Origin of the sequence: Larsenimonas rhizosphaerae, assembly GCF_023700005.1 — a bacterium.
GTDB lineage: Bacteria > Pseudomonadota > Gammaproteobacteria > Pseudomonadales > Halomonadaceae > Larsenimonas > Larsenimonas rhizosphaerae.
Map to the genome: position 1 here is coordinate 1236213 of NZ_JAMLJK010000001.1, position 20684 is coordinate 1256896.

The 20684-nt window shown below is 56.4% G+C and carries 15 protein-coding genes and 2 tRNA genes; 12 read left to right on the plus strand and 5 right to left on the minus strand.

Annotated features, from left to right (window positions below; translation table 11 throughout):
* Nucleotides 1-84: 84 nt before the first annotated feature.
* Together dusA and NAT21_RS05545 are read left to right on the plus strand one after the other, a co-directional pair.
* The gene (gene dusA / locus NAT21_RS05540; RefSeq protein ID WP_250936369.1) at nucleotides 85-1077 is read left to right on the plus strand and encodes a tRNA dihydrouridine(20/20a) synthase DusA; all 993 of its coding nucleotides are present in this window, start codon (nucleotides 85-87) and stop codon (nucleotides 1075-1077) included.
* A gap of 127 nt (nucleotides 1078-1204) precedes the next feature.
* Entirely contained in the window at nucleotides 1205-2518 is a 1314-nt protein-coding gene (locus NAT21_RS05545; protein ID WP_250936370.1) for a carbohydrate porin, read from the plus strand.
* A gap of 56 nt (nucleotides 2519-2574) precedes the next feature.
* Here NAT21_RS05545 and NAT21_RS05550 read toward each other — a convergent pair whose 3' ends face one another.
* On the minus strand, nucleotides 2575-3198 hold the full coding sequence (locus tag NAT21_RS05550; protein ID WP_250936371.1) for a helix-turn-helix domain-containing protein: 624 nt from the start codon (nucleotides 3196-3198) through the stop codon (nucleotides 2575-2577).
* Between the two features lie 327 nt (nucleotides 3199-3525).
* Here NAT21_RS05550 and NAT21_RS05555 point away from each other — a divergent pair, with 327 nt between their 5' ends.
* Nucleotides 3526-4503 carry a quinone oxidoreductase family protein gene (locus tag NAT21_RS05555; RefSeq protein WP_250936372.1) on the plus strand — a complete coding sequence of 326 codons (978 nt, stop codon included), beginning with the start codon at nucleotides 3526-3528 and terminating at the stop codon, nucleotides 4501-4503.
* A 3-nt stretch (nucleotides 4504-4506) separates the two neighbouring features.
* On the opposite strand, the gene NAT21_RS05560 is transcribed toward NAT21_RS05555, so the two are convergent.
* From NAT21_RS05560 to cydD, 3 genes are all read right to left on the minus strand, one after another.
* A complete protein-coding gene (locus NAT21_RS05560) occupies nucleotides 4507-5235 on the minus strand; it encodes an SDR family NAD(P)-dependent oxidoreductase (RefSeq protein WP_250936373.1) in 729 nt (242 codons plus the stop codon).
* A gap of 69 nt (nucleotides 5236-5304) precedes the next feature.
* The gene (gene cydC / locus NAT21_RS05565; RefSeq protein WP_250936374.1) at nucleotides 5305-7056 is read right to left on the minus strand and encodes a thiol reductant ABC exporter subunit CydC; all 1752 of its coding nucleotides are present in this window, start codon (nucleotides 7054-7056) and stop codon (nucleotides 5305-5307) included.
* A complete protein-coding gene (gene cydD, locus NAT21_RS05570) occupies nucleotides 7053-8819 on the minus strand; it encodes a thiol reductant ABC exporter subunit CydD (RefSeq protein ID WP_250936375.1) in 1767 nt (588 codons plus the stop codon). The genes cydC and cydD overlap by 4 nt, the downstream gene beginning before the upstream one ends.
* A gap of 137 nt (nucleotides 8820-8956) precedes the next feature.
* On the opposite strand from cydD, the gene gltX reads away from it, so the two are divergent.
* The 3 genes from gltX to NAT21_RS05585 all read left to right on the plus strand — a co-directional run bounded on the left by gltX (nucleotide 8957) and on the right by NAT21_RS05585 (nucleotide 10707).
* Nucleotides 8957-10444, plus strand: a complete 1488-nt coding sequence (gltX, locus tag NAT21_RS05575; protein ID WP_250936376.1) for a glutamate--tRNA ligase — start codon at nucleotides 8957-8959, stop codon at nucleotides 10442-10444.
* Nucleotides 10445-10550: 106 nt separating this feature from the next.
* Nucleotides 10551-10626 (plus strand) — tRNA-Ala (locus NAT21_RS05580).
* A gap of 5 nt (nucleotides 10627-10631) precedes the next feature.
* Nucleotides 10632-10707, plus strand: a tRNA-Glu gene (locus NAT21_RS05585).
* 310 nt (nucleotides 10708-11017) lie between these two features.
* Here NAT21_RS05585 and gltA read toward each other — a convergent pair.
* A complete protein-coding gene (gene gltA / locus NAT21_RS05590; RefSeq protein WP_250936377.1) occupies nucleotides 11018-12301 on the minus strand; it encodes a citrate synthase in 1284 nt (427 codons plus the stop codon).
* Nucleotides 12302-12720: 419 nt separating this feature from the next.
* Between gltA and sdhC the strand changes: the two genes are divergently transcribed.
* From sdhC to odhB, 6 genes are all read left to right on the plus strand, one after another.
* On the plus strand, nucleotides 12721-13119 hold the full coding sequence (gene sdhC, locus NAT21_RS05595; RefSeq protein WP_265895438.1) for a succinate dehydrogenase, cytochrome b556 subunit: 399 nt from the start codon (nucleotides 12721-12723) through the stop codon (nucleotides 13117-13119).
* The gene (gene sdhD / locus NAT21_RS05600) at nucleotides 13113-13460 is read left to right on the plus strand and encodes a succinate dehydrogenase, hydrophobic membrane anchor protein (protein ID WP_250936379.1); all 348 of its coding nucleotides are present in this window, start codon (nucleotides 13113-13115) and stop codon (nucleotides 13458-13460) included. The genes sdhC and sdhD overlap by 7 nt, the downstream gene beginning before the upstream one ends.
* Nucleotides 13461-13463: 3 nt before the next feature.
* A complete protein-coding gene (sdhA, locus tag NAT21_RS05605; protein WP_250936380.1) occupies nucleotides 13464-15239 on the plus strand; it encodes a succinate dehydrogenase flavoprotein subunit in 1776 nt (591 codons plus the stop codon).
* Between the two features lie 15 nt (nucleotides 15240-15254).
* Nucleotides 15255-15965 carry a succinate dehydrogenase iron-sulfur subunit gene (locus tag NAT21_RS05610; RefSeq protein WP_250936381.1) on the plus strand — a complete coding sequence of 237 codons (711 nt, stop codon included), beginning with the start codon at nucleotides 15255-15257 and terminating at the stop codon, nucleotides 15963-15965.
* Between the two features lie 214 nt (nucleotides 15966-16179).
* Nucleotides 16180-19014, plus strand: a complete 2835-nt coding sequence (locus NAT21_RS05615; RefSeq protein WP_250936382.1) for a 2-oxoglutarate dehydrogenase E1 component — start codon at nucleotides 16180-16182, stop codon at nucleotides 19012-19014.
* A 43-nt stretch (nucleotides 19015-19057) separates the two neighbouring features.
* A complete protein-coding gene (odhB, locus tag NAT21_RS05620) occupies nucleotides 19058-20635 on the plus strand; it encodes a 2-oxoglutarate dehydrogenase complex dihydrolipoyllysine-residue succinyltransferase (protein ID WP_250936383.1) in 1578 nt (525 codons plus the stop codon).
* The last annotated feature ends 49 nt before the right edge of the window (nucleotides 20636-20684 follow it).

Here is a 20684-nt window from a genome sequence, read left to right on the forward strand (position 1 = left end):
TGTGCGACACTTCGCGCCCTTGTAATATTCCATTCCCTTTTGCGCTCATGTGATCGCGTCTGTCAGGCGCCATGGTAGATGATAATGCTGGATAATCCCCTTTCTCGTGTGGAAGATGCACGCCGTTTTTCCATAGCCCCCATGATGGAGTGGACCACGCGGGACTTTCGCGTTCTGGCCCGGTGCATGACCCGTCGTACCCTTTTGTATACCGAGATGGTAACCACTGGTGCCTTGCTTCATGGCAGCCCACGTACGCGTTTCATCGGTCATGACGATATCGAACACCCCCTGGCACTGCAGCTTGGTGGCAGCGACCCTGTTGCCCTTGCTGAGTGCGCGGCGATTGCAGAGCAATGGGGGTTCAGTGAGGTCAATCTGAATGTGGGCTGCCCGAGCGACCGGGTTCAGAATAATCTGATCGGTGCCTGCCTGATGGCTCATCCCGAGCTGGTAGGGCGTTGTGTCAGGGCCATGCAGGAAGTGGTCTCTATACCCGTGACGGTCAAGTGCCGCATTGGCATAGATGATCAGGATGCCGAGGCCGACCTGGCCCGGTTTATTCAGATTGTTTCCGATCACGGCGCACGCATCTTTACCGTGCATGCGCGCAAGGCCTGGCTTCAGGGGTTGTCGCCCAAGGAAAATCGGGATGTGCCTCCACTGGATTATGACCGGGTGCATCGCCTCAAGGCCGCTCGTCCTGAGCTGCACATTGGGATCAATGGGGGGCTCAAGACACTTGAGCAGTGTCAGGCACAGCTTGCCCATGTGGATAGTGTGATGGTGGGGCGCGAAGCCTATCAGAACCCGTATCTGCTGGCCGAGGTAGATGAGCGCCTGTGGGGAGGTGTGCCGGTTGTTTCCAGCCGTGCCGACGTGCTCAGGGCGTATCGACCCTACGTCGAGCGAAGGCTGGAAGAGGGCGCACGGCTCAATCATCTGACACGTCATATGCTGGGTCTTTTTCATGGCTGTCATGGCGGACGAGCGTTCAGGCGGCATCTGTCGGAGCAGGCCCATCGTCCCGGTGCGGGAATACAGGTGTTCGATGATGCTGCGGCTCTTGTGGTGTGATGTGATCCGGTCGCATGAGACCAATGGCTAAAGAATCGGGCAAAAATTAAGCTTGGAAAAAGATTGGGACATGAAACAATAGTGCCTCCTTCAGGTAATCAATGAATAACGATAAGGAGCAGTAATCATGTCTCGGCAGGTAGCGGGTCTTTTAGTGTGTCTGGGCGGTATCATGCTGATGGCATCGCAGGCTCAGGCCTATTCCGTTCTGGCTAGTGATTCTCCATGGATGCTGGGTGACTGGGGGGGGGAGCGAACGGCACTGGAAGAGAAGGGCATTTCGTTTACCCTGGGGTACGTCTCCGAGTCCGCATGGAACGCGGCTGGCGGGTATAACCATGATCGCACTGCTCGCTACAGTGACCAGTGGACATTGGGTACGACCCTGGACCTTGATCGTCTGTTTTCCATTCCCAATGCCACCTTCCAGTTCAGCCTAACGGATCGCAACGGTCGGGACATTACCCGTGACCGCGTGGTCGACCCGCGCAGCGGAGCCCTGTCATCGACTCAGGAAGTCTGGGGGCGTGGACAAACCACGCGCATTACCCAACTGTGGTATCAGCAGAGTTATTTTGATGACACCCTGGATATCAAGCTGGGGCGTATCCCGGTCGGCGGTGACTTCGCCAGCATCGACAGTCAGTTCCAGAATCTGGCGCTGGGCAGCGGTCAGCCAGGAAACTGGGCCGGCGGTATCTGGTACAACTGGCCGGTAAGTCAGTGGGCCGGGCGGGTGCGTTTGAACATGACCCCCGAGTGGTACGCTCAGGTCGGGGTGTTCAACCAGAACCCCTCAAACCTCGAGGTCAGCAATGCGCTGGATCTCAAGCACAGTGGTACCACGGGAACACTGGTACCAGTGGAGCTTGGCTGGACGCCTCGCCTTGGCACGCAGCAACTGCCGGGGAAATATGCCATCGGTGGGTACTACAGCTCGGCGCCTGCCGATGCTGTCTATCTTGAAAACGGCAATGGTGATCCTCGCCAGGAAAGCCGCCGCTATGGCGCCTATTTTGTGGCTCAGCAGCAGGTCACCGCTCGTGACGGGGATGTCCATCGGGGCATGACGTTGACGTTCCAGGGCATCTACAACGACCATCAGACGGCCAATGTTGACCGATATCTTTCTGCGGCGATGAGTTATGTCGGACCGTTTGATGCGCGCCCGAAGGATGACATGGGCGTGGGGCTTGCATGGGTACACGTCAATGATGATGTCACTCGAAGCCAGCGCCGTAACAACAATGGTCAGGCATTTGGAAGTGTCCTTTATTCACCGGTTCAGGGCAGTGAATATGATATGGAGGTCTATTACGGTTTCCATATGAGCCCCTGGCTTACCCTGCGGCCGAATATTCAGTACATGGTGCATCCAGGCGGGGTGACGGATGTTGATAATGCACTGGTAGGCGGGTTGAAGGTGCAGGCTACGCTTTAGAACGGGGATGCCCCGCAGGGGGCATTCTTCTTGCCGGTGTGTGGTCGCGGATCACTCTAGTACAGTGTGATCGGTTGCCATACACCCAGCACGCGTGCTCTTGGCAGAGCGCTGACGGCCAGTGCCTTGCGTTCCCCCCGGCTGTTTTCAGCCCAGCAGCCTGAAGGCTCCTTGACCAGCCGCTGAATGATCAGCTGCCCCTTTTCCTCCATGACATACAGCCCGGGCGTTGTAAATCGAAGCGCCGGTGCTGCAAACATCCAGTCACCTTCGTGGCAAAAATCAAAGTGTGACCGGTCATCCGGCCTGAGCAGGTATCCGTCCTGCTCCTGCCATGCCTCCGGCAGGAGACTGGCCGGTATGCTCCCCAGGGCCTGGCTGCCACCATTCAGGCAGGCAGGTTCTCGTGTCAGCGAGAAAATACAGACCCCGTGCTGTGAGACATTACAGGCATCGAACGAGTCCTGCGTGCCGTGTTTCGTATCACCCAGCAGATAGCCCACGCTGCAGTTGAGCGCGCGCGACAGTGGACCCAGTCGTGAATGCCCGACCCGTTGTATGGCGCCGCTTTCCCAATAGGAGATTGTTACATCCGAGACACCTACCCGTCGGGCAAGGGCAGCTTTACTGAGGCCAGCCTTCTCTCGCAGGCTGCGAATTCGCTCGCCAAGCTTGTTCATCAATAGCTCTCATTCTCGGTGTTGATTCGACAGTATAAAAGCATGATTCCTAAGTGTGCTTCTCTTTTGATGCTAATACTTATTAATTAGTTTAATTGCTTGAACAATCTACATGATAAACAAACATGAGAATTGTTTACGTTAAAAAATGTCTTTGTGATAGTAAGTTAAAGTGATCTTTCATTAAGAGTTAAACATGGGTAGTGGTAATTTAGTATTAGTTTTATCTTGATCCGTCCTGTGGTGGCGGCCTTGGTGCCGGTTGTTGAGCGGGAAGGACCGGCGTAGTCTTCCCTGGGTACATTTCACGTTAATGGAGGGCCAGACATGGGCAGGCAGGTGCAGATAAGTCGACACGGTGGGAGTGATGTGCTTGAAGTCGTCGAACAACATCCGGAGCAGCCAGGCGCAGGGTGTGTCAGGGTTGCCAATCAGGCTATCGGCATGAACTTCATTGACGTGTATGGCCGGGAAGGACTGTATCCGATTCCCTCGTTTCCCTCCGGCCTGGGTACTGAAGGGGCTGGCATTGTCGAGGCAGTAGGTGACGGGGTCACCGCCTTTTCACCGGGCGATCGAGTTGCCTATGCACAGGGGCCGCTAGGGGCTTATGGCAGTTGGCACTGCCTTCCTGAAAAACATCTGGTGGCACTTCCGGACGATATTTCCTTCGAGACGGCCGCAGCTGCGATGCTCAAGGGCATGACCGTGCAATATCTGCTGCGCCAGACTCACTGCGTTGAAGCGGGAGATACCGTATTGTTTCATGCGGCTGCCGGCGGTGTGGGGTCGCTGGCCTGTCAATGGGCCAATGCTCTGGGAGTTAGACTGATCGGTACCGTATCGACCCCTGAAAAGGCGGCACGAGCACGCGAGCTTGGTGCATGGGCAACCATTGATTATACCCGTGAGGATGTGGTGGCGCGGGTCAGGGAGCTGACCGATGGCCGAATGTGCGATGTGGTATATGATTCCGTGGGCAAGGATACCTGGGAAATGTCACTGGACTGCCTGGCGCCACGGGGGCTGATGGTCAGCTTCGGCAATGCCTCGGGTCCGGTCGAGGGGGTCAATCTGGCCATCCTGAACAAGAAGGGCTCTCTTTTTGTAACGCGTCCCAGTCTGGCCGGATACGCCACCACGCCCGAGCGGACAAGAAGCATGGCAGCCGAGCTGTTTGAGGTCATCCGCAGTGGTCAGGTCGTGGTGCCTGTCGGGCAACGGTTTTCGCTGGATCGTGTCGGCGAAGCTCATGATGCCCTGACAGAGCGTCGTACGACCGGCTCGACCATTCTGATCCCCTGAGTATCACCAGTCGACAGGCATATCGTTCCAGTCCCTGAAGCTTCCACTGTCTTCAGGGGTTCGACGCGACATGACGCCCAGCAGGCAGCGGGCAGCGTAGTCGGGAGTGAAAAGTTTCTCCGCTGGCACATTATGCTGGAATGGGGCTGAGAGCTCGGTGTCGGTAGTGCCTGGATGAAGGCTCAGCAGGATGGCCTGGGGATTGCGACGCTTCATCTCGATTGCGGCCGTCTTGATCAACATGTTCAGGGCTGCCTTGCTGGCGCGATAGCCATACCAGCCGCCCAGGCGGTTGTCGGAAATCGAGCCGATTCGTGCGGACAGTGCCGCCACAATGCAGGGGCCTTGAGACAGGGAGGGCGTCAAGTGGCCAAGCAGCCCGCCAAAGCTGCCCGCATTGATGCGAAACAGCGCCGACAGTTGATCGGTATCAAGCGCTTCGAGGCGTTTTTCGGGACGAATACTGTCTGAATGCAGCGTCCCGACGGTATGAATCCATAAATGAATCGGGTGGCCGTCCGTTTCATCTACCAGTACCTGCTGGCCTTCTGCAGTTGTGGCGTCCAGCTGCAGTACGCGAGCGCGTTCGTCATCAAGTTCAAGCTCGCGCCGTGTGGTCAGCCATAGTCTCTTCACATCACGATATGTCAGTAATTCAGTGGCAAAGGCCTGGCCCAGGCCGCCACCGCCGGTTACGAGTGCGTTGAAGGGGGTTGGCAGGTGAGAAAACATGGCATCTCCTGAAGGGGGCATTGTCCGGTGATATCCCAGTATAGATAACACCGGCAATGCCCGAAGGTGCTATAGCACGACACGGCCCTGCAATGTGTGAAACCGTGAGGAGGTATCAGCCATGAGCGCAGAGGGTGTGCCTTCTTCCAGGAGACTGCCGGCCTGCATGATGGCGATCCGGTCCATCTGATCAAGGCCTGTCATGCGATGGGTGATCAGCAGAAGCGTACGCCCCTGGGTATGCCGGTAAATGGTCGCCATGACCTGGCGCTCGCTTTCCACATCAAGCCCTTCGGTCGGCTCGTCCAGAATGACAATGGGCGCCGGTGACAACAGGGCCCGGGCCACGCCGAATCGCCGTAATTGTCCGCCCGACAGTGAGCTGCCCCCTTCATCCGGCCAGCTGTCCAGGCCTTCGGGCTGCTCACTGAGCCAGCTGCCCAGTCCCAGTTCTTCCAGAAGGCTGATGAAGGTGTGGTCGTCGGCGGCCGGGGCGCCAATACGAAGGTTTTCTCGATAACTGGTCATGAACAGGTGCACGTCCTGTGGGGCGACGGCCATACTGTTGCGCAGATCCTTTTCGCTGAGTGTCTCAAGCGCTACGTTACCCAGCCGAATGTGACCGCTTTCTGGAATGACAAACCGTGTCAGGGCATTGACAAGAGTGGTCTTGCCGCTGCCGGAAGGGCCCAGAAGCGCCAGATGAACACCGGCTTCAAGTGTCAGTGACAGGGCATTCAACGTACGAATGCCCGGGGTCAGAGTGATACTCAATTCATTGATATCCAGTCGGGAGTCTACTGGCTGTGTACCGGTGGTCTCGGGGAAGTGAATGGGGTCGGCCGTATGGCGTATTTCGTCAATTCTGGCTGCGGCGCGGCGCATTTTGCCCAGCTCCTGCCAGGCTCGTGGCAGCAGTGCAATGGCTTCGAAACCGGCCAGAATCGTCAGGCCCATCAGGGCGATCAATGTCGGGTCCAGCTCATGATACCGGGCGTACCAGGCTGCTGCTGCGAGTACGCCGGTGATGGTGAGGCCCAGCAGGCACTGATTCAGCAGCTGAGAGGCCCCCCAGAGTCTTGCCAGCGTCATTTCCCGCTGGTCACGCTGTCGGGCATGACTCAGCAGGGTTTCCCTTTCCCTTGACCACTGTCCATAGAGTAGTAGTTCAGGCAGGCCGGCCAGTCTTTCCAGTAGATACACACGTCCTTCCGTATCAAGGCGTTGCCATTCACGTGACGGTGTGGCGCCCTTTTTCATGGCAATCCAGGGGCCTGCCAGGCCACTGGCCAGCATGGCGATGGCTGCGGCCATGCCAATCGCGGGCGCAAAGATGCCGATGACCACACCGCAACCGATAATGGCCAGCAAGGCGACCAGCGACGGGGTGATGACTCGGATATACAGACCGTCCAGGGCATCAATATCATTGGATAGACGCGTCAGCAGGTCGCTGCTGCCATAGCGTTGCAGTTGCGTCGGTGACAGGGGTTCGATGGTGTTGAACAGGCTGCGTCGCAGGCGTGACAGCAGCCTGAAGGTACCTTCGTGAGTCGTGATTCGCTCCCCGTAACGGCCCGCGGTTCGAGTGATGGCAAAAAATCGCACACCGGCAGAGGGCAGGAAGAAATTGAAGCTGTGCGCGGTGGCGGCGGTTACGCCTGCCAGAGCACTGGCGCTTAAAAACCAGCCCGACAACGAAATCAGGCCAATGGTGGATGCTACGGCAACCAGGTTGAGAAGTACCCCCAGCCCCAGCAGCAGGGCATGTGATTTCATCTGTCTCAGGTAAGGGCGCAGGGACGCATGGCGGTGGTTCATGCAGTACCTCCATGAGTGTCGGGGCCAAAACCTGGCGTGCCTGCCAGGTTGTTCGGCGTATCCAGGGCGCGCATGTGCCCGTTGTCCAGCACCAGGACCTGGTCTGCCAGCTGCAGAAGATCAAGCCGATGAGTCAGAATGATCAGCGTATGAGAAGCCTTGAGGCGAGAAAGGGCTGCCATGACGTGACGTTCGCTGTCCTGATCAAGGCTTGCAGTGGGCTCATCGAGCAGAATCAGAGGGGCCTGGCGGACAAAGGCGCGAGCCAGCGCAATGCGTCTGGCCTGGCCGCCGGATACCGGCTGCCCCTGTTCGCCCAGTCGGGTCGACAGGCCCTGAGGAAGGCTGTTTGCCCATTCAAGCAGGCCCACCTCGTTCAGCGCTGCTTCAAGTGTCTGGTCGCTGGCATCAACGTTGGCCAGTCTCAGGTTGTCGGCCAGGCTTGCCGACAGAAGCGAAGTGCTCTGACCCACCCAGCCCAAAGCTGCCTGCCAGTCACCGGGATACATTCGGGCAACATCCTCGCCATCACTGGTGCTCAGCGTGCCCTGGGCCGGAGACAGGGCGCCTGTCAGTACATTGAGAAGGGTGGACTTGCCTGCGCCACTGGGGCCGACAACGGCCAGGCAGTCGCCCGGCGCCAGTGTCAGTGTCAACCCTTCGATGGCGTAACGGGTCTGCCCATCATAGCGGGCGTGAATATTATCGAGTACCAGTCCGAGGCTGTTTGGTACCTGCCAGCGAGCCGATGGCATATTGGCTTCCGGCGGTGTTGCCCTGGCCTCGAGAATGGGGATCAGGTCTTCCGCGGCGGCCTCGGCTTCCGCCTTGGCATGGTAATGCGCTCCCAGGTCTCTCAGTGGCTGGTAGAACTCGGGCGCCAGAATCAGGATGAACAGGCCGGTAAAAAGATCAAGGCCATGCCCCCAGTCACCAAAATGAAACTGGCCCAGGTATGTAAAGCCTATATAGATCGCCATCAGCGCAATCGATACCGAGCTGAAGAATTCAAGCACCGTGGATGACAGGAAGGCCAGTCTCAGTACACGCATGGTCTTGCGGCGAAAGTTTTCGGATACCCGGTAAATGATCTGACCCTGCTGTCGGCTTTGACCGAACAGTTTAAGGGTGGTCAGTCCGCGCAGGGTGTCCAGGAAGTGTCGACTCATTCGGGTCATTTCCTGAAACTGCTCCTCCTGCCGCTGCTTGGCCCCCATTCCTACCATGGCCATATTCATGGGGATCAGTGGCCCCGTGAGCAGCAGAATCAGTCCGGCAGCCCAGTTAAGCGGGAACACCACACACAGGATCATGAGCGGGACGAGTCCGCTGAGCAGTATCTGGGGGCGGAAGTCAGCGTAATAGCCCTGCAGGGCATCTACCTGATCCCATACACGGTTTCCAAGGGTGGCACTGTGCTGACGGCGTGCCCATAACGAGCCACGTTCTCCCAGGTGCTCAAGCAGTTCACGGCGAATGGACTGGCGCACCAGAATACCGGTACGAGTGCCGGCTTCCGTCTTGAGCCAGCTCAGAGCGCCTCGGCCGACAAAGGCCAGTGGCAGGGCAACAAGATAGGGCGTCAATGTTGAGAGATCAGCATCATCCAGTACCATTTTCTGAACGATGCCGGCGATGGCCCAGGCCAGCAAAAACAGCAGCAGGGTAGAAGCGCCGCCGGCGGCAACGCTTATCAAGGGCCAGAATGACGCGCGCCTGGCATTTCGGGATAGCCACTGACGTGCAGTAGGGCGTTCTGGCATAACGGCTCCGAATACGGCAAAGCCGTATTGTATAGCATTGGGGGGTGCGATGAAGCGACCTGGTGTCGCACGTCGAACAACAGGGCCTCTTCCCGTATAATTGCCCTGAACCTCCCTGCTACCAATGGTTGGACATTATGACGGTAAGAACACGCGTTGCGCCTTCACCCACCGGCGACCCTCACGTTGGTACGGCGTATATCGCCCTGTTTAATCTTTGTTTTGCGCGCCAGCATGGCGGGCAATTCATTCTTCGTATCGAAGACACTGACCAGACGCGTTCGACTGCGGAATCCGAGCAGATGATCCTGGACAGCCTGCGCTGGCTGGGCCTTGAGTGGGATGAAGGCCCCGATGTTGGCGGGCCTCATGGCCCCTACCGTCAAAGCGAGCGTGGCGACATTTATGGCAGGTATGCCGATCAATTGCTGGAGCAGGGCGATGCCTTCAAATGCTATCGCACCAGTGACGAGCTCAATACGTTGCGTGACGAGCGCAAGGCCAACGGGCAGTTTGCTGCGCTGAAGTTTGAGGATCTGGCACTGCCTGAAGAGGAAGTGGTGCGGCGCGCGGCGGAGGGGTGGCCTCATGTGGTGCGGATGAAGGTGCCTTCCGAAGGTGTCTGTGTCATCAATGATCTGCTGCGAGGCGACATCGAGGTGGACTGGGCGCAGGTGGATGCCCAGATTCTGCTCAAGTCGGATGGCATGCCCACCTATCACCTGGCCAACATCGTGGATGATCACCTGATGGGGATTACGCACGTATTGCGAGGCGAGGAGTGGATCAATTCGGCGCCCAAGCACAAGTTGCTGTACAAGTATTTCGGCTGGGATATGCCGGTACTGTGCCATATGCCTCTTCTGCGTAATCCGGATAAGTCCAAGCTGTCCAAGCGCAAGAACCCGACCTCGATCAATTACTATCGCAGGATGGGCTTTCTTCCCCAGGCGGTCATGAATTACCTGGGGCGCATGGGGTGGTCCATGCCGGATGAGAAGGAGAAGTTCACGCTCGACGAGATGATGGCTGCGTTTGATATTCAGCGGGTATCGCTGGGTGGTCCGGTATTTGATCTTGAAAAGCTGACATGGCTCAACGGGGTGTATATTCGCGAGGATCTGAGCAATGAGGCACTGTTGCGTCACATGATGCAGTGGGCTTTCAATGAGGAGTATATCGAGCAGATCCTGCCTCAGGTACGCCCGCGGATTCAGACACTGTCAGATGTCATGCCGCTGGCCGGTCATTTCTTCGGTGGGCTGCCATCTGTAACGCCAGCAGATTTCGAGGACGTCAAACTCGATGCCGAGACCGTGGTTGATTTGCTTCAGTTGCTGGTATGGCGGCTGGAAGTGGTACGGCACTGGGACAAGGAGCACCTCATGGCGGAGGTCAAGCTACTGGCGGCAGACTTTGATCTCAAGATGAAGCAGTTTCTGGCTCCGGTCTTTGTGGCCGTTACCGGAAGCACATCATCAACATCGGTAATGGATGCCATGGCCATTCTGGGATCCGATGTCACGCGTGCGCGGCTCCGCCATGCGATCACCGTACTGGGTGCGCCATCGAAGAAGCGAACCAAGGTACTGGAAAAACGTTTCAAGGCGCTCGACAGTATCTGATGCTGTTTGTGTCATGAAGGCTTGACGGGAGGGCGGTGGTCGCATAAGATGCGCACCGTCTTTTCGGGAATGTCCCGCAGGACACCCTCCGTGCAATTGCACTTGTGGGGCCTTAGCTCAGCTGGGAGAGCGCAACGCTGGCAGCGTTGAGGTCATCGGTTCGATCCCGATAGGCTCCACCATTTACGTCCCATTCGTCTAGTGGTCCAGGACACCGCCCTTTCACGGCGGTAACAGGGGTTCGAACCCCCTATGGGACGCCATTTTATTCTCTCCTGTTCTTGACAATATCATTTTTGTCCACTGCGACTTCCTTTCGTGCCTGCTGGTCGAGCGGCGCTGTCATTCTGTCGCCATGAATCAATATTTTAGATAATATTCAATAAAATCATTGGGTTATGTCTGGTCAAAAAATGTTCAATCTGTCTGTAACCCGCCTGTCATGGCTCTCTTGAACGCTATTCCGAATGTTTTCAACAGGGTTATCCACAGAAAGTGTGGAAAACATCCAGGGGTTGCTCATAAAAAAGCTGCTTCGAAAAGCAGCTTTTATCTTGCCGTGTTGGCGGGAGGTCAGGCGGGGTAGTCGCGCTTGTCATATCCCTTGTACAGCTGGCGTGGCCGGCCAATGCGTACGCCGTTCTTGATCATCTCGTTCCAGTGAGAGATCCAGCCGATCGTGCGTGACATGGCAAAAATGACCGTGAACATGTTGGTCGGGATGCCCAGTGCCTCCAGGATGATGCCTGAGTAGAAGTCGACGTTGGGGTAGAGTTTGCGCTCGATGAAGTATTCATCTTCAAGTGCGATCTGCTCCAGCCGCTTGGCGATCTTGAGTTTGGCGTTGTTGCCTGTGCCGAGTTCGGCCAGTACCTCGTCACAGGTTTCCTTCATGACCTTGGCGCGTGGGTCGAAGTTACGATAGACACGGTGGCCAAAGCCCATCAGGCGGAACGGGTCATCCTTGTCCTTGGCGCGATCGACATAGCGCTGAATGTTTTCTTCGGATTCGTCGCCGATTTCCTCAAGCATGGTGAGCACGGCTTCATTGGCGCCACCATGGGCGGGGCCCCACAGTGCCGCGATGCCTGCGCTGATGCATGCGAACGGGTTTGCACCGGTGGAGCCGGCCAGACGTACGGTTGACGTCGAGGCGTTCTGCTCATGGTCTGCATGAAGCATGAAGATGCGATCCATGGCCTTGGCTGCCACGGGGTTGACCTCAAACGGTTCGCACGGGTTGCCAAACATCATGTAAAGGAAGTTTTCCGCGTAGGACAGGTCATTTCGCGGATACATGAAGGGCTGCCCAATATTGTACTTGTAGCACATGGACGCCAGGGTCGGCATCTTGGCCAGCAGGCGGATCGCTGATACTTCACGGTTTTCCGGATCATCGATGTCCAGGTTGTCGTGATAAAACGCTGACAGCGCCCCTGCAACGCCGCACATGACGGCCATCGGATGTGCGTCACGACGAAAGCCCTTGAAGAAGTTGGCTATCTGTTCGTGAACCATGGTGTGGTTGCGAACATGATAGTCAAATTCACGGTACTGTTCTTCGGTCGGAAGCTCGCCGTTGAGCAGCAGGTAGCCCATCTCGATATAATTCGAATGTTCGGCAAGCTGATCGATCGGGTAGCCACGATGCAAAAGTACGCCATTGGCGCCATCGATGTACGTTATTTCTGATTCACAGGAGGCGGTCGATACGAAGCCGGGATCGAATGTGAAGTACCCTGAATCGATGAGGCTTCTTACATCAATGACATCAGGGCCGAGAGTTCCACTATAGATGGGCAGGTCGATAGGGGTATCATGCCCTTCGATAATCAGCTGCGCCTTTTTTTCAGCCATCATGGCCTCCTGTAATTATATAGTACGGTACGCGTAAGTTATTGATTGCATGCCTTGCCCGGTCATCTTTGACCTGCCCACTATAGAATCACGGTAGACATTGTCAATTTGTTTGACGATGGGCTGAATGCGAACGATGGCTTTCATGATGATGGGTTATGCTGCAGAGCACAAAGTTTTTATGCGCTCTGCCGATAAACGCATCAGGCCTTCCCGGGTGTTGGCCCGCCATGCCGGGATATTGTTGCGTGGCAATTTGTCATACGTTCTGCAACAGCCTATACTTTTGCACCGCGCAATGAGGCTTTGGCTGTCCTGAGCGTGCTCTGGCCTTCTTTCCGTGACACATCCAAAACGATCTCCTGGTAACGGCTTCCAAGCGTGGCTTTGCTGATGGAGAAAGAGAGAGTGAACGCGCCGTGAATAGCAGAAAAAATCCGTCGCCGAAAAAGCGACCCGTTAACCTCGATTTATCGAGTATGCAGTTTCCCCTCCCGTCCCTTGTCTCCATTTCACACCGCGTAACAGGCATTATTCTGTTTGTGGGGCTGATCTTCCTGCTGTGGGCATTTGATACCTCGCTGTCATCGCCGCATGGTTTTGAAGCGGTGCAGGATGTTCTGTCAGGCAATGCACTCGCCAAGCTGGTGTGCTGGGGGCTGTTGTCTGCCCTCGGGTATCACCTTGTTGCGGGTGTCAGGCATCTGTTGATGGATGCCGGCTATGGCGAGACTCTTGAAGGTGGCAAGCGCGGCGCGCAGATTGCCGTTGTCTGTGGCGCAGTTATCGTGATTCTGGCCGGAGTGTGGGTATGGTAACCAATATTACAAATCTGGGTCGTTCCGGCGTGTCCGACTGGCTGATTCAGCGTGTCTCCGCCGTACTGATGACTCTTTTTACGGTCTTCATGGTGGCGTTTCTGCTGTTTCATCCGCACCTTGATTATGCTGCCTGGAGCGGATTGTTCGAGCGCACCTGGATGCGCATATTTACGTTGTTGACGTTGCTCTCCATTGCTGCTCACGCCTGGGTCGGCCTTTGGATCGTATCGACGGATTACATCAAGAAGTCCTGTGTTCGTCTCGGGGTGCAGACTGCTGTCGTTGCAGCATTGTTTGCTTTTGTGGTTTGGGGCGTTCAGGTACTTTGGGGAGCTTAAGTAATGGCACAGATGCGTAGCATGAGTTTTGACGCCATCATTATTGGTGGTGGTGGTTCCGGCTTGCGTGCAGGTCTTGAGCTTGCAAAATCCGGCAAGAAGACAGCAGTTCTTTCCAAGGTGTTTCCTACCCGTTCACATACGGTGTCTGCACAGGGCGGTATCACCTGCGCCATCGGCAGTGCTGACCCCAATGATGACTGGCGCTGGCATATGTACGATACCGTCAAGGGGTCGGACTATATTGGTGACCAGGACGCGATCGAGTACATGTGTCAGGAGGGCCCCAAGGCTGTCTTCGAGCTTGAACACATGGGGCTGCCGTTCTCGCGTTTTGATAATGGTCGGATCTACCAGCGTCCGTTTGGCGGTCAGTCCAAGGATTTCGGCAAGGGCGGCCAGGCTGCACGTACATGCGCGGCTGCAGACCGTACCGGTCACGCACTGCTGCACACTCTCTACCAGAACAACCTGAAGAACGGGACCGTGTTTCTGGATGAGTGGTATGCCGTTGACCTGATCCGCAATGCCTCCAACGATGTGGTGGGCGTTATTGCCATCTGCATCGAAACCGGTGAAACCGTTCAGATCAACTCCAAGGCCACGGTTCTGGCCACTGGCGGTGCCGGGCGTATCTACGCTTCGACAACCAATGCCCTGATCAACACCGGTGATGGTGTTGGCATGGCCTTGCGCGCCGGCTTCCCGGTACAGGACATCGAAATGTGGCAGTTCCACCCGACCGGTATCTATGGTGCGGGCTGTCTGGTAACGGAAGGTTGCCGGGGTGAGGGTGGTTATCTCATCAACAAGGATGGCGAGCGATTCATGGAGCGTTATGCGCCCAATGCCAAGGATCTCGCCTCCCGTGATGTGGTAGCACGTTCCATGGTTCAGGAGATGCTAGAAGGTCGTGGCTGTGGTGAAAACAGCGACCACGTCATGCTCAAGCTCGACCACCTGGGTGAAGAAACGCTGATGAAGCGCCTTCCGGGTATCGTTGATCTGGCCAAGACGTTTGCGCACGTGGATCCGACCAAGGAGCCGATTCCGGTCGTACCAACCTGCCACTACATGATGGGCGGTATACCGACCAACGTGCATGGTCAGGCCATCAATATCGATCAGAATGGCAACGATACGGTGATCAACGGGCTTTACGCCTGTGGCGAAGTCGCGTGTGTTTCCGTTCACGGCGGCAACCGCCTGGGTGGTAACTCACTGCTTGATCTGGTGGTGTTCGGGCGCGCAGCCGGTATCTTCATCGAGAAGGCGCTGAACGAAGGCGTGGACTACATGGAGCCGAGTGAGACCGACGTCGAGAATGCCTTGTCGCGTCTGGATCGCTGGAACAATTCCGACAGCTCAGGTGAAGAAATTCACGTGCTTCGCAAGGAGCTGCAGGAAGTCATGCAGAACAACTTCGGTGTATTCCGCAAGGAAGAATACATGAAGGATGGTGTGTCGAAGCTGGCTGACCTGCGCGAGCGTATCGGCAAGGCTTATCTGCCGGACAAGTCGGATGTGTTCAATACCGCACGCGTCGAAGCGCTTGAGCTCGATAACCTGCTTGAAGTGGCCGAGTCTACGGCAATTGCTGCGCTTGAGCGTCGTGAAAGCCGGGGGGCGCACTCTCGCGAGGATTATCCCAAGCGTGATGACGAAAACTGGCTCAAGCACTCGGTTTATTTTCCGAAAGAGAAAACGCTGGGTAAACGTGATGTCAACTTCTCGCCAGTCAGCGTTGACACCTTCGAGCCGAAAGAACGGACCTATTGATGAGGTGATGTGAAAATGTCCACATTGCAAGTCTCGATGTATCGCTATAATCCTGAAACCGACGATGCACCCTATATGCAGGAGTTTCAGGTCGATACACAGGGCCGTGATCTAATGGTCCTGAATGTTATACAGATGCTTAAAGAGCAGGACAGTACGCTTGCTTACCGTCGGAGTTGCCGTGAAGGTGTCTGCGGTTCAGATGGCATGAACATGAATGGCAAGAATGGTCTGTCCTGCGTGACAGCGCTTTCGGAAGTGGTCAAGAATAATCGGCTTGTGCTTCGGCCGTTGCCTGGTCTGCCGGTAGTGCGGGATCTCGTCGTGGATATGGGAGTGTTCTACAAGCAGTACGAGCGCATTCAGCCCTATCTGCAAAATGATCAGTCCACGCCGTCGATCGAGCGGCTGCAGTCGCCGGAAGAGCGCGACAAGCTGGACGGGCTTTATGAGTGCATCCTGTGTGCGTGCTGCTCTACGTCCTGTCCTTCCTTCTGGTGGAACCCGGACAAGTTTGTTGGTCCCGCGGGCCTTCTGCAGGCGTATCGCTTCCTGGCGGATTCCCGTGATACGGCAACCACCGAGCGGCTGTCCGGCCTGGATGACCCGTTCAGTGTCTTCCGCTGCCGCGGCATCATGAATTGTGTCAACGTCTGTCCGAAGGGGCTTAACCCGACGCGGGCCATTGGCAAGATTCGTGACATGTTATTGTCCAATGCGACTTAATATGCGTCGCAGGGCTTGGTATCATACCCGTCACAAGCTCGCGCGCGGCGGGTAATGCTATTGATGAACAAAGGCCGGCGCCCCGGGGCGTCGGCCTTTGTCGATTATTCGATGCAGTGCGGACCCACGGGCCGCGTTTTCAATGTCATGACGCCGACGCGGTCTGGCCGTGCCAGGCGCCGACACCACCCCAAAAGCATAGGGTGATCGAAAGATGCAAGAAGGTATCATGGAGTTAATGCGACAGACTTCGCACATGAGCGGAGGCAATGTCCATTACGTCGAAGATCTGTACGAGCAGTACCTCAACGAGCCTACTTCAATACCGGATGAATGGCGGGGATACTTTGACCAGCTGCCTGCGTATGAAGGCGCTCCGTCTCACGATATTCCGCTCGCTCCCGTTCGGGAAGAGTTCTACAACATTGGCCAGCAGCGCCGCACGCTCGGTGGTGGCTCATCCTCCGAAGGTGCCGAGAACAAGAAGCAGGTTCGTGTTCTTCAGCTGATCAATGCCTATCGTTTTCGTGGTCACCAGCAGGCTGATATAGATCCGCTTGGTCTTCGTTCCAGTCAGCGTGTACCTGATTTGGACCTCTCATTCCATCAGCTGTCCAAAAGCGATATGGATACCGAGTTCCAGACCGGCTCGATGTTCATGGGCAAGGATTCCGCACCGCTCAAGGAAATCGTTGACGCTCTGCAGCAGACGTACTGCCGCTCGATTGGCTGCGAATTCATGCATATCGTCAACACGGAAGAGAAGCGCTGGCTTCAGCAGCGATTCGAGTCTGTCAGGTCCAGGCCGAAGTACAGCAACGAAGTTCGCCGGCATATCTTTGAACGCCTGACGGCAGCTGAAGGTCTGGAAAACTATCTGGCCAGCAAGTATCCGGGCACCAAGCGCTTCGGTCTTGAGGGCGGCGAGTCCTTTATTCCGCTGGTTGACGAGATGATTCAGCGTGCCGGCAACTATGGCACACGCGAAGTTGTCATTGGTATGGCGCACCGTGGTCGCCTCAATCTGCTGGTCAATATCCTTGGCAAGAGCCCGTCAGAGCTGATCGACGAGTTCGATGGCAAGAAAATGCTGGAGCGGGGCTCCGGTGATGTTAAATATCACCAGGGGTTCAGTTCCAATGTGATGACTCCGGGTGGTGAAGTGCATCTGGCGCTGGCGTTCAACCCGTCTCACCTTGAAATTGTTTCTCCCGTGGTAGAGGGGTCGGTTCGTGCTCGTCAGGATCGTCGCAAGGACGCTGAAGGTGATCAGGTTCTGCCTCTGGTTGTTCATGGTGATGCTGCCTTTGCCGGTCAGGGCGTGGTCATGGAAACCTTCCAGATGTCCCAGACGCGTGCCTACAAGACAGGCGGTACGATACACCTGATCATCAATAACCAGGTTGGTTTTACAACCTCTCGCCCGGATGATGCGCGTTCGACCGAGTACTGCACCGACATCGCCAAGATGGTTCAGGCGCCGATCCTGCACGTCAATGGCGATGACCCCGAAGCGGTCATCCATGTCACGCAGGTTGCCATCGACTACCGTCAGCAGTTCAAGCGTGACGTTGTCATTGATCTTGTGTGCTATCGCCGTCGCGGTCATAACGAAGCTGATGAGCCTTCGGCAACCCAGCCGCTGATGTATCAGAAGATCAAGTCGCACAAGACCAGCCGGGCGCTCTATGCCGAGCAGCTGGTGAGGGACGGTGTGATTGGTGAGGATGAAGCTAAGACCTTCGTTGACGAGTATCGTGATTCCCTCGATAAGGGCAATCATGTTGCCAATGCCCTGGTCAAACAGCCGAACCAGTCACTGTTTGTCGACTGGACTCCGTACCTGGGGCATGAGTGGACCGGTGTGGCCGACACTACCTTCAACATGAAGCGCCTGCAGGAACTGGCGACCGTCATGTGTGAAGTGCCCGAGGACTATGAAGTTCAGCGGCAGGTGGCGAAGGTCTATGAAGATCGGCGCAAGATGGCTGCCGGCTCGCTGGCTCTTAACTGGGGCTTTGCCGAGACATTGTCCTACGCCACCATCCTTGATGAAGGCTTTGGCGTGCGTATTACCGGGCAGGATGCTGGCCGAGGCACGTTCTCCCACCGTCATGCAGTCCTTCATAATCAGAAGAACGGTGATACGTGGACGCCGCTTCAGCATATGAAGGAAAGCCAGCCGGACTTCCTGATTCGCGATTCTTACCTCTCGGAAGAGGCGGTGCTGGCATTCGAATATGGTTACTCAACCACACGGCCGGACTCACTGGTCATCTGGGAAGCGCAGTTTGGTGATTTTGCCAACGGCGCCCAGGTGGTTATCGATCAGTTCATTTCCTCGGGCGAGACGAAATGGGCGCGGCTTTGCGGCCTGACGCTGTTATTGCCTCATGGCTATGAGGGTCAGGGGCCCGAGCATTCCTCGGCGCGACTAGAGCGATTCCTGCAGCTGTGCGCCGAGCACAACATGCAGGTCTGCATGCCGACCACGCCTGCACAGATATTCCACCTGCTGCGCCGTCAGAGTGTGCGTCCGATCCGCAAGCCGTTGATCATCATGTCGCCCAAGAGTCTGTTGCGTCACAAGGACGCGACGTCCACGCTTGAAGAACTGGCAGAGGGTACGTTCAACATGATTCTGCCGGATCAGGCAGAGCTTGCAGCAGAAGACGTCAAACGTCTTATCCTCTGTTCCGGTAAGGTGTATTACGACCTTGCCAACTATCGTAATGAAAACGAGCGTCGTGATACGGCCATCCTGCGTGTCGAGCAACTCTATCCGTTCCCGGAAGAACTGCTTCAGAGCATGTTTGAGCAGTATCCGAATCTTGAAAAAGTCGTCTGGTGTCAGGAAGAACCCCAGAACCAGGGGGCCTGGTATCAGAGTCAGCACCACATGCGCAAGACGGCGGATGCGGTGAAGGCGGGACTGGGTCGAGATCTGTCGTTTGCCGGCCGCGCTGCATCTGCAGCACCTGCAGCCGGTTACATGGCCGTTCACGTAGAGCAACAGCGTCAGCTGGTCGATGATGCCTTCAATCAGTGAAGGCTCAGCCGGGTATCGAGAGAAGATGAACTAAGGAATCCAAATGGCAACGGATATCAAAGCGCCAAGTTTTCCGGAATCGGTCGCCGAAGGCACTGTGGCTACATGGCACAAGAAGCCGGGCGATTCTGTATCCCGTGATGAACTGATCGTTGAAATAGAGACAGACAAGGTAGTGCTGGAAGTCGTCGCACCTGAAGACGGCACGATTGAAGAAATCAGTGTCGAGGAAGGTGATACCTGCCAGTCGGAACAAGTGCTGGGTCGGCTTGGCGCTGCCGGTGCGTCTTCGGGTGACAGCAAGGAAAAGGGCGAGGAAAAGCCTGCTGAAAAAGACAATGACAAGGCTGAGCAATCTGCCGGGTCTTCTTCGGCGAGCGGCAAGTCGCATGATGTCAAGGCACCTTCCTTCCCCGAGTCCGTTCAGGAAGGCACCATCGGCACCTGGCACAAGAAGCCGGGTGAGCAGGTCAAGCGCGACGAAGTGCTTGCCGACATCGAAACCGACAAGGTAGTTCTTGAAGTAGTGGCACCTGCCGACGGCAGCCTGAAGGAAATCAAGGCTGAAGAAGGCGATGTCATTGAGTCCGAGCAGTTGCTGGCTGTTTTTGTTGAAGGTGAGGCTGGCGGTGCTGGTTCTGCGGCCTCGTCTTCCAGCGACAAGAGTGGCGGTAGCGACGAGAACGACGACGGCGATGAAAAGGTCGGCGACAAGATTCTGGCACCTTCTGCCCGTCGTCTGGCGGCTGAAAACGACCTGGACGTGTCAAAACTTGAAGGCACTGGCAAGGGTGGTCGTGTACTGAAGGAAGATGTACAGAAAGCCATCAAGTCAGGCAGTGCTGCGAAGTCCAAACCTGCTGCGTCCGGCGGTCAGTCCAGGGCCTCCGCACCGGCGGCATCTGCTCCGGCAGAAGGTGATCGTCCCGAGAAGCGCGTGCCGATGAGTCGCCTTCGTCAGACGATTGCCAAACGGCTTGTGCAGGCGCAGCAAACGGCGGCCATGCTGACAACCTATAACGAAGTGGATATGACTGAAGTCATGTCGCTGCGTTCGCAGTACAAGGATGCCTTCCTCAAGGCGCATGACGTCAAGCTTGGCTTCATGGGCTTCTTCGTCAAGGCCGTGACTGAAGCGCTGAAACGCTTCCCTGATGTCAATGCGTCCATCGATGGCACCGAGATTGTCTACCACGGTTACCAGGACATCGGCGTTGCCGTATCCACGCCACGTGGTCTGGTTGTGCCGGTACTGCGCGATACCGACAGCATGAAACTGGCTGATGTCGAGAAGGGCATTGGTGATTTCGGCAAGCGCGGTCGCGATGGCAAGCTGGGCATCGAGGACATGCAGGGCGGCACCTTTACCATCACCAACGGTGGTATCTTCGGCTCGCTGATGTCCACACCGATCCTGAATCCGCCGCAGACGGCTATCCTGGGCATGCACAAGATCCAGGAGCGCCCAATGGCAGTCAACGGCAAGGTCGAGATACGTCCAATGATGTATCTCGCGCTGTCCTATGACCACCGCATGATCGATGGAAAGGACGCGGTTCAGTTCCTGGTCGTGGTCAAGGAATTGCTGGAAGACCCGGCACGGTTCCTGCTGGACGTATAATCGGATAGTACGCCGACAGGCCATCTCGGGATGGCCTGTCGGTCGCCTT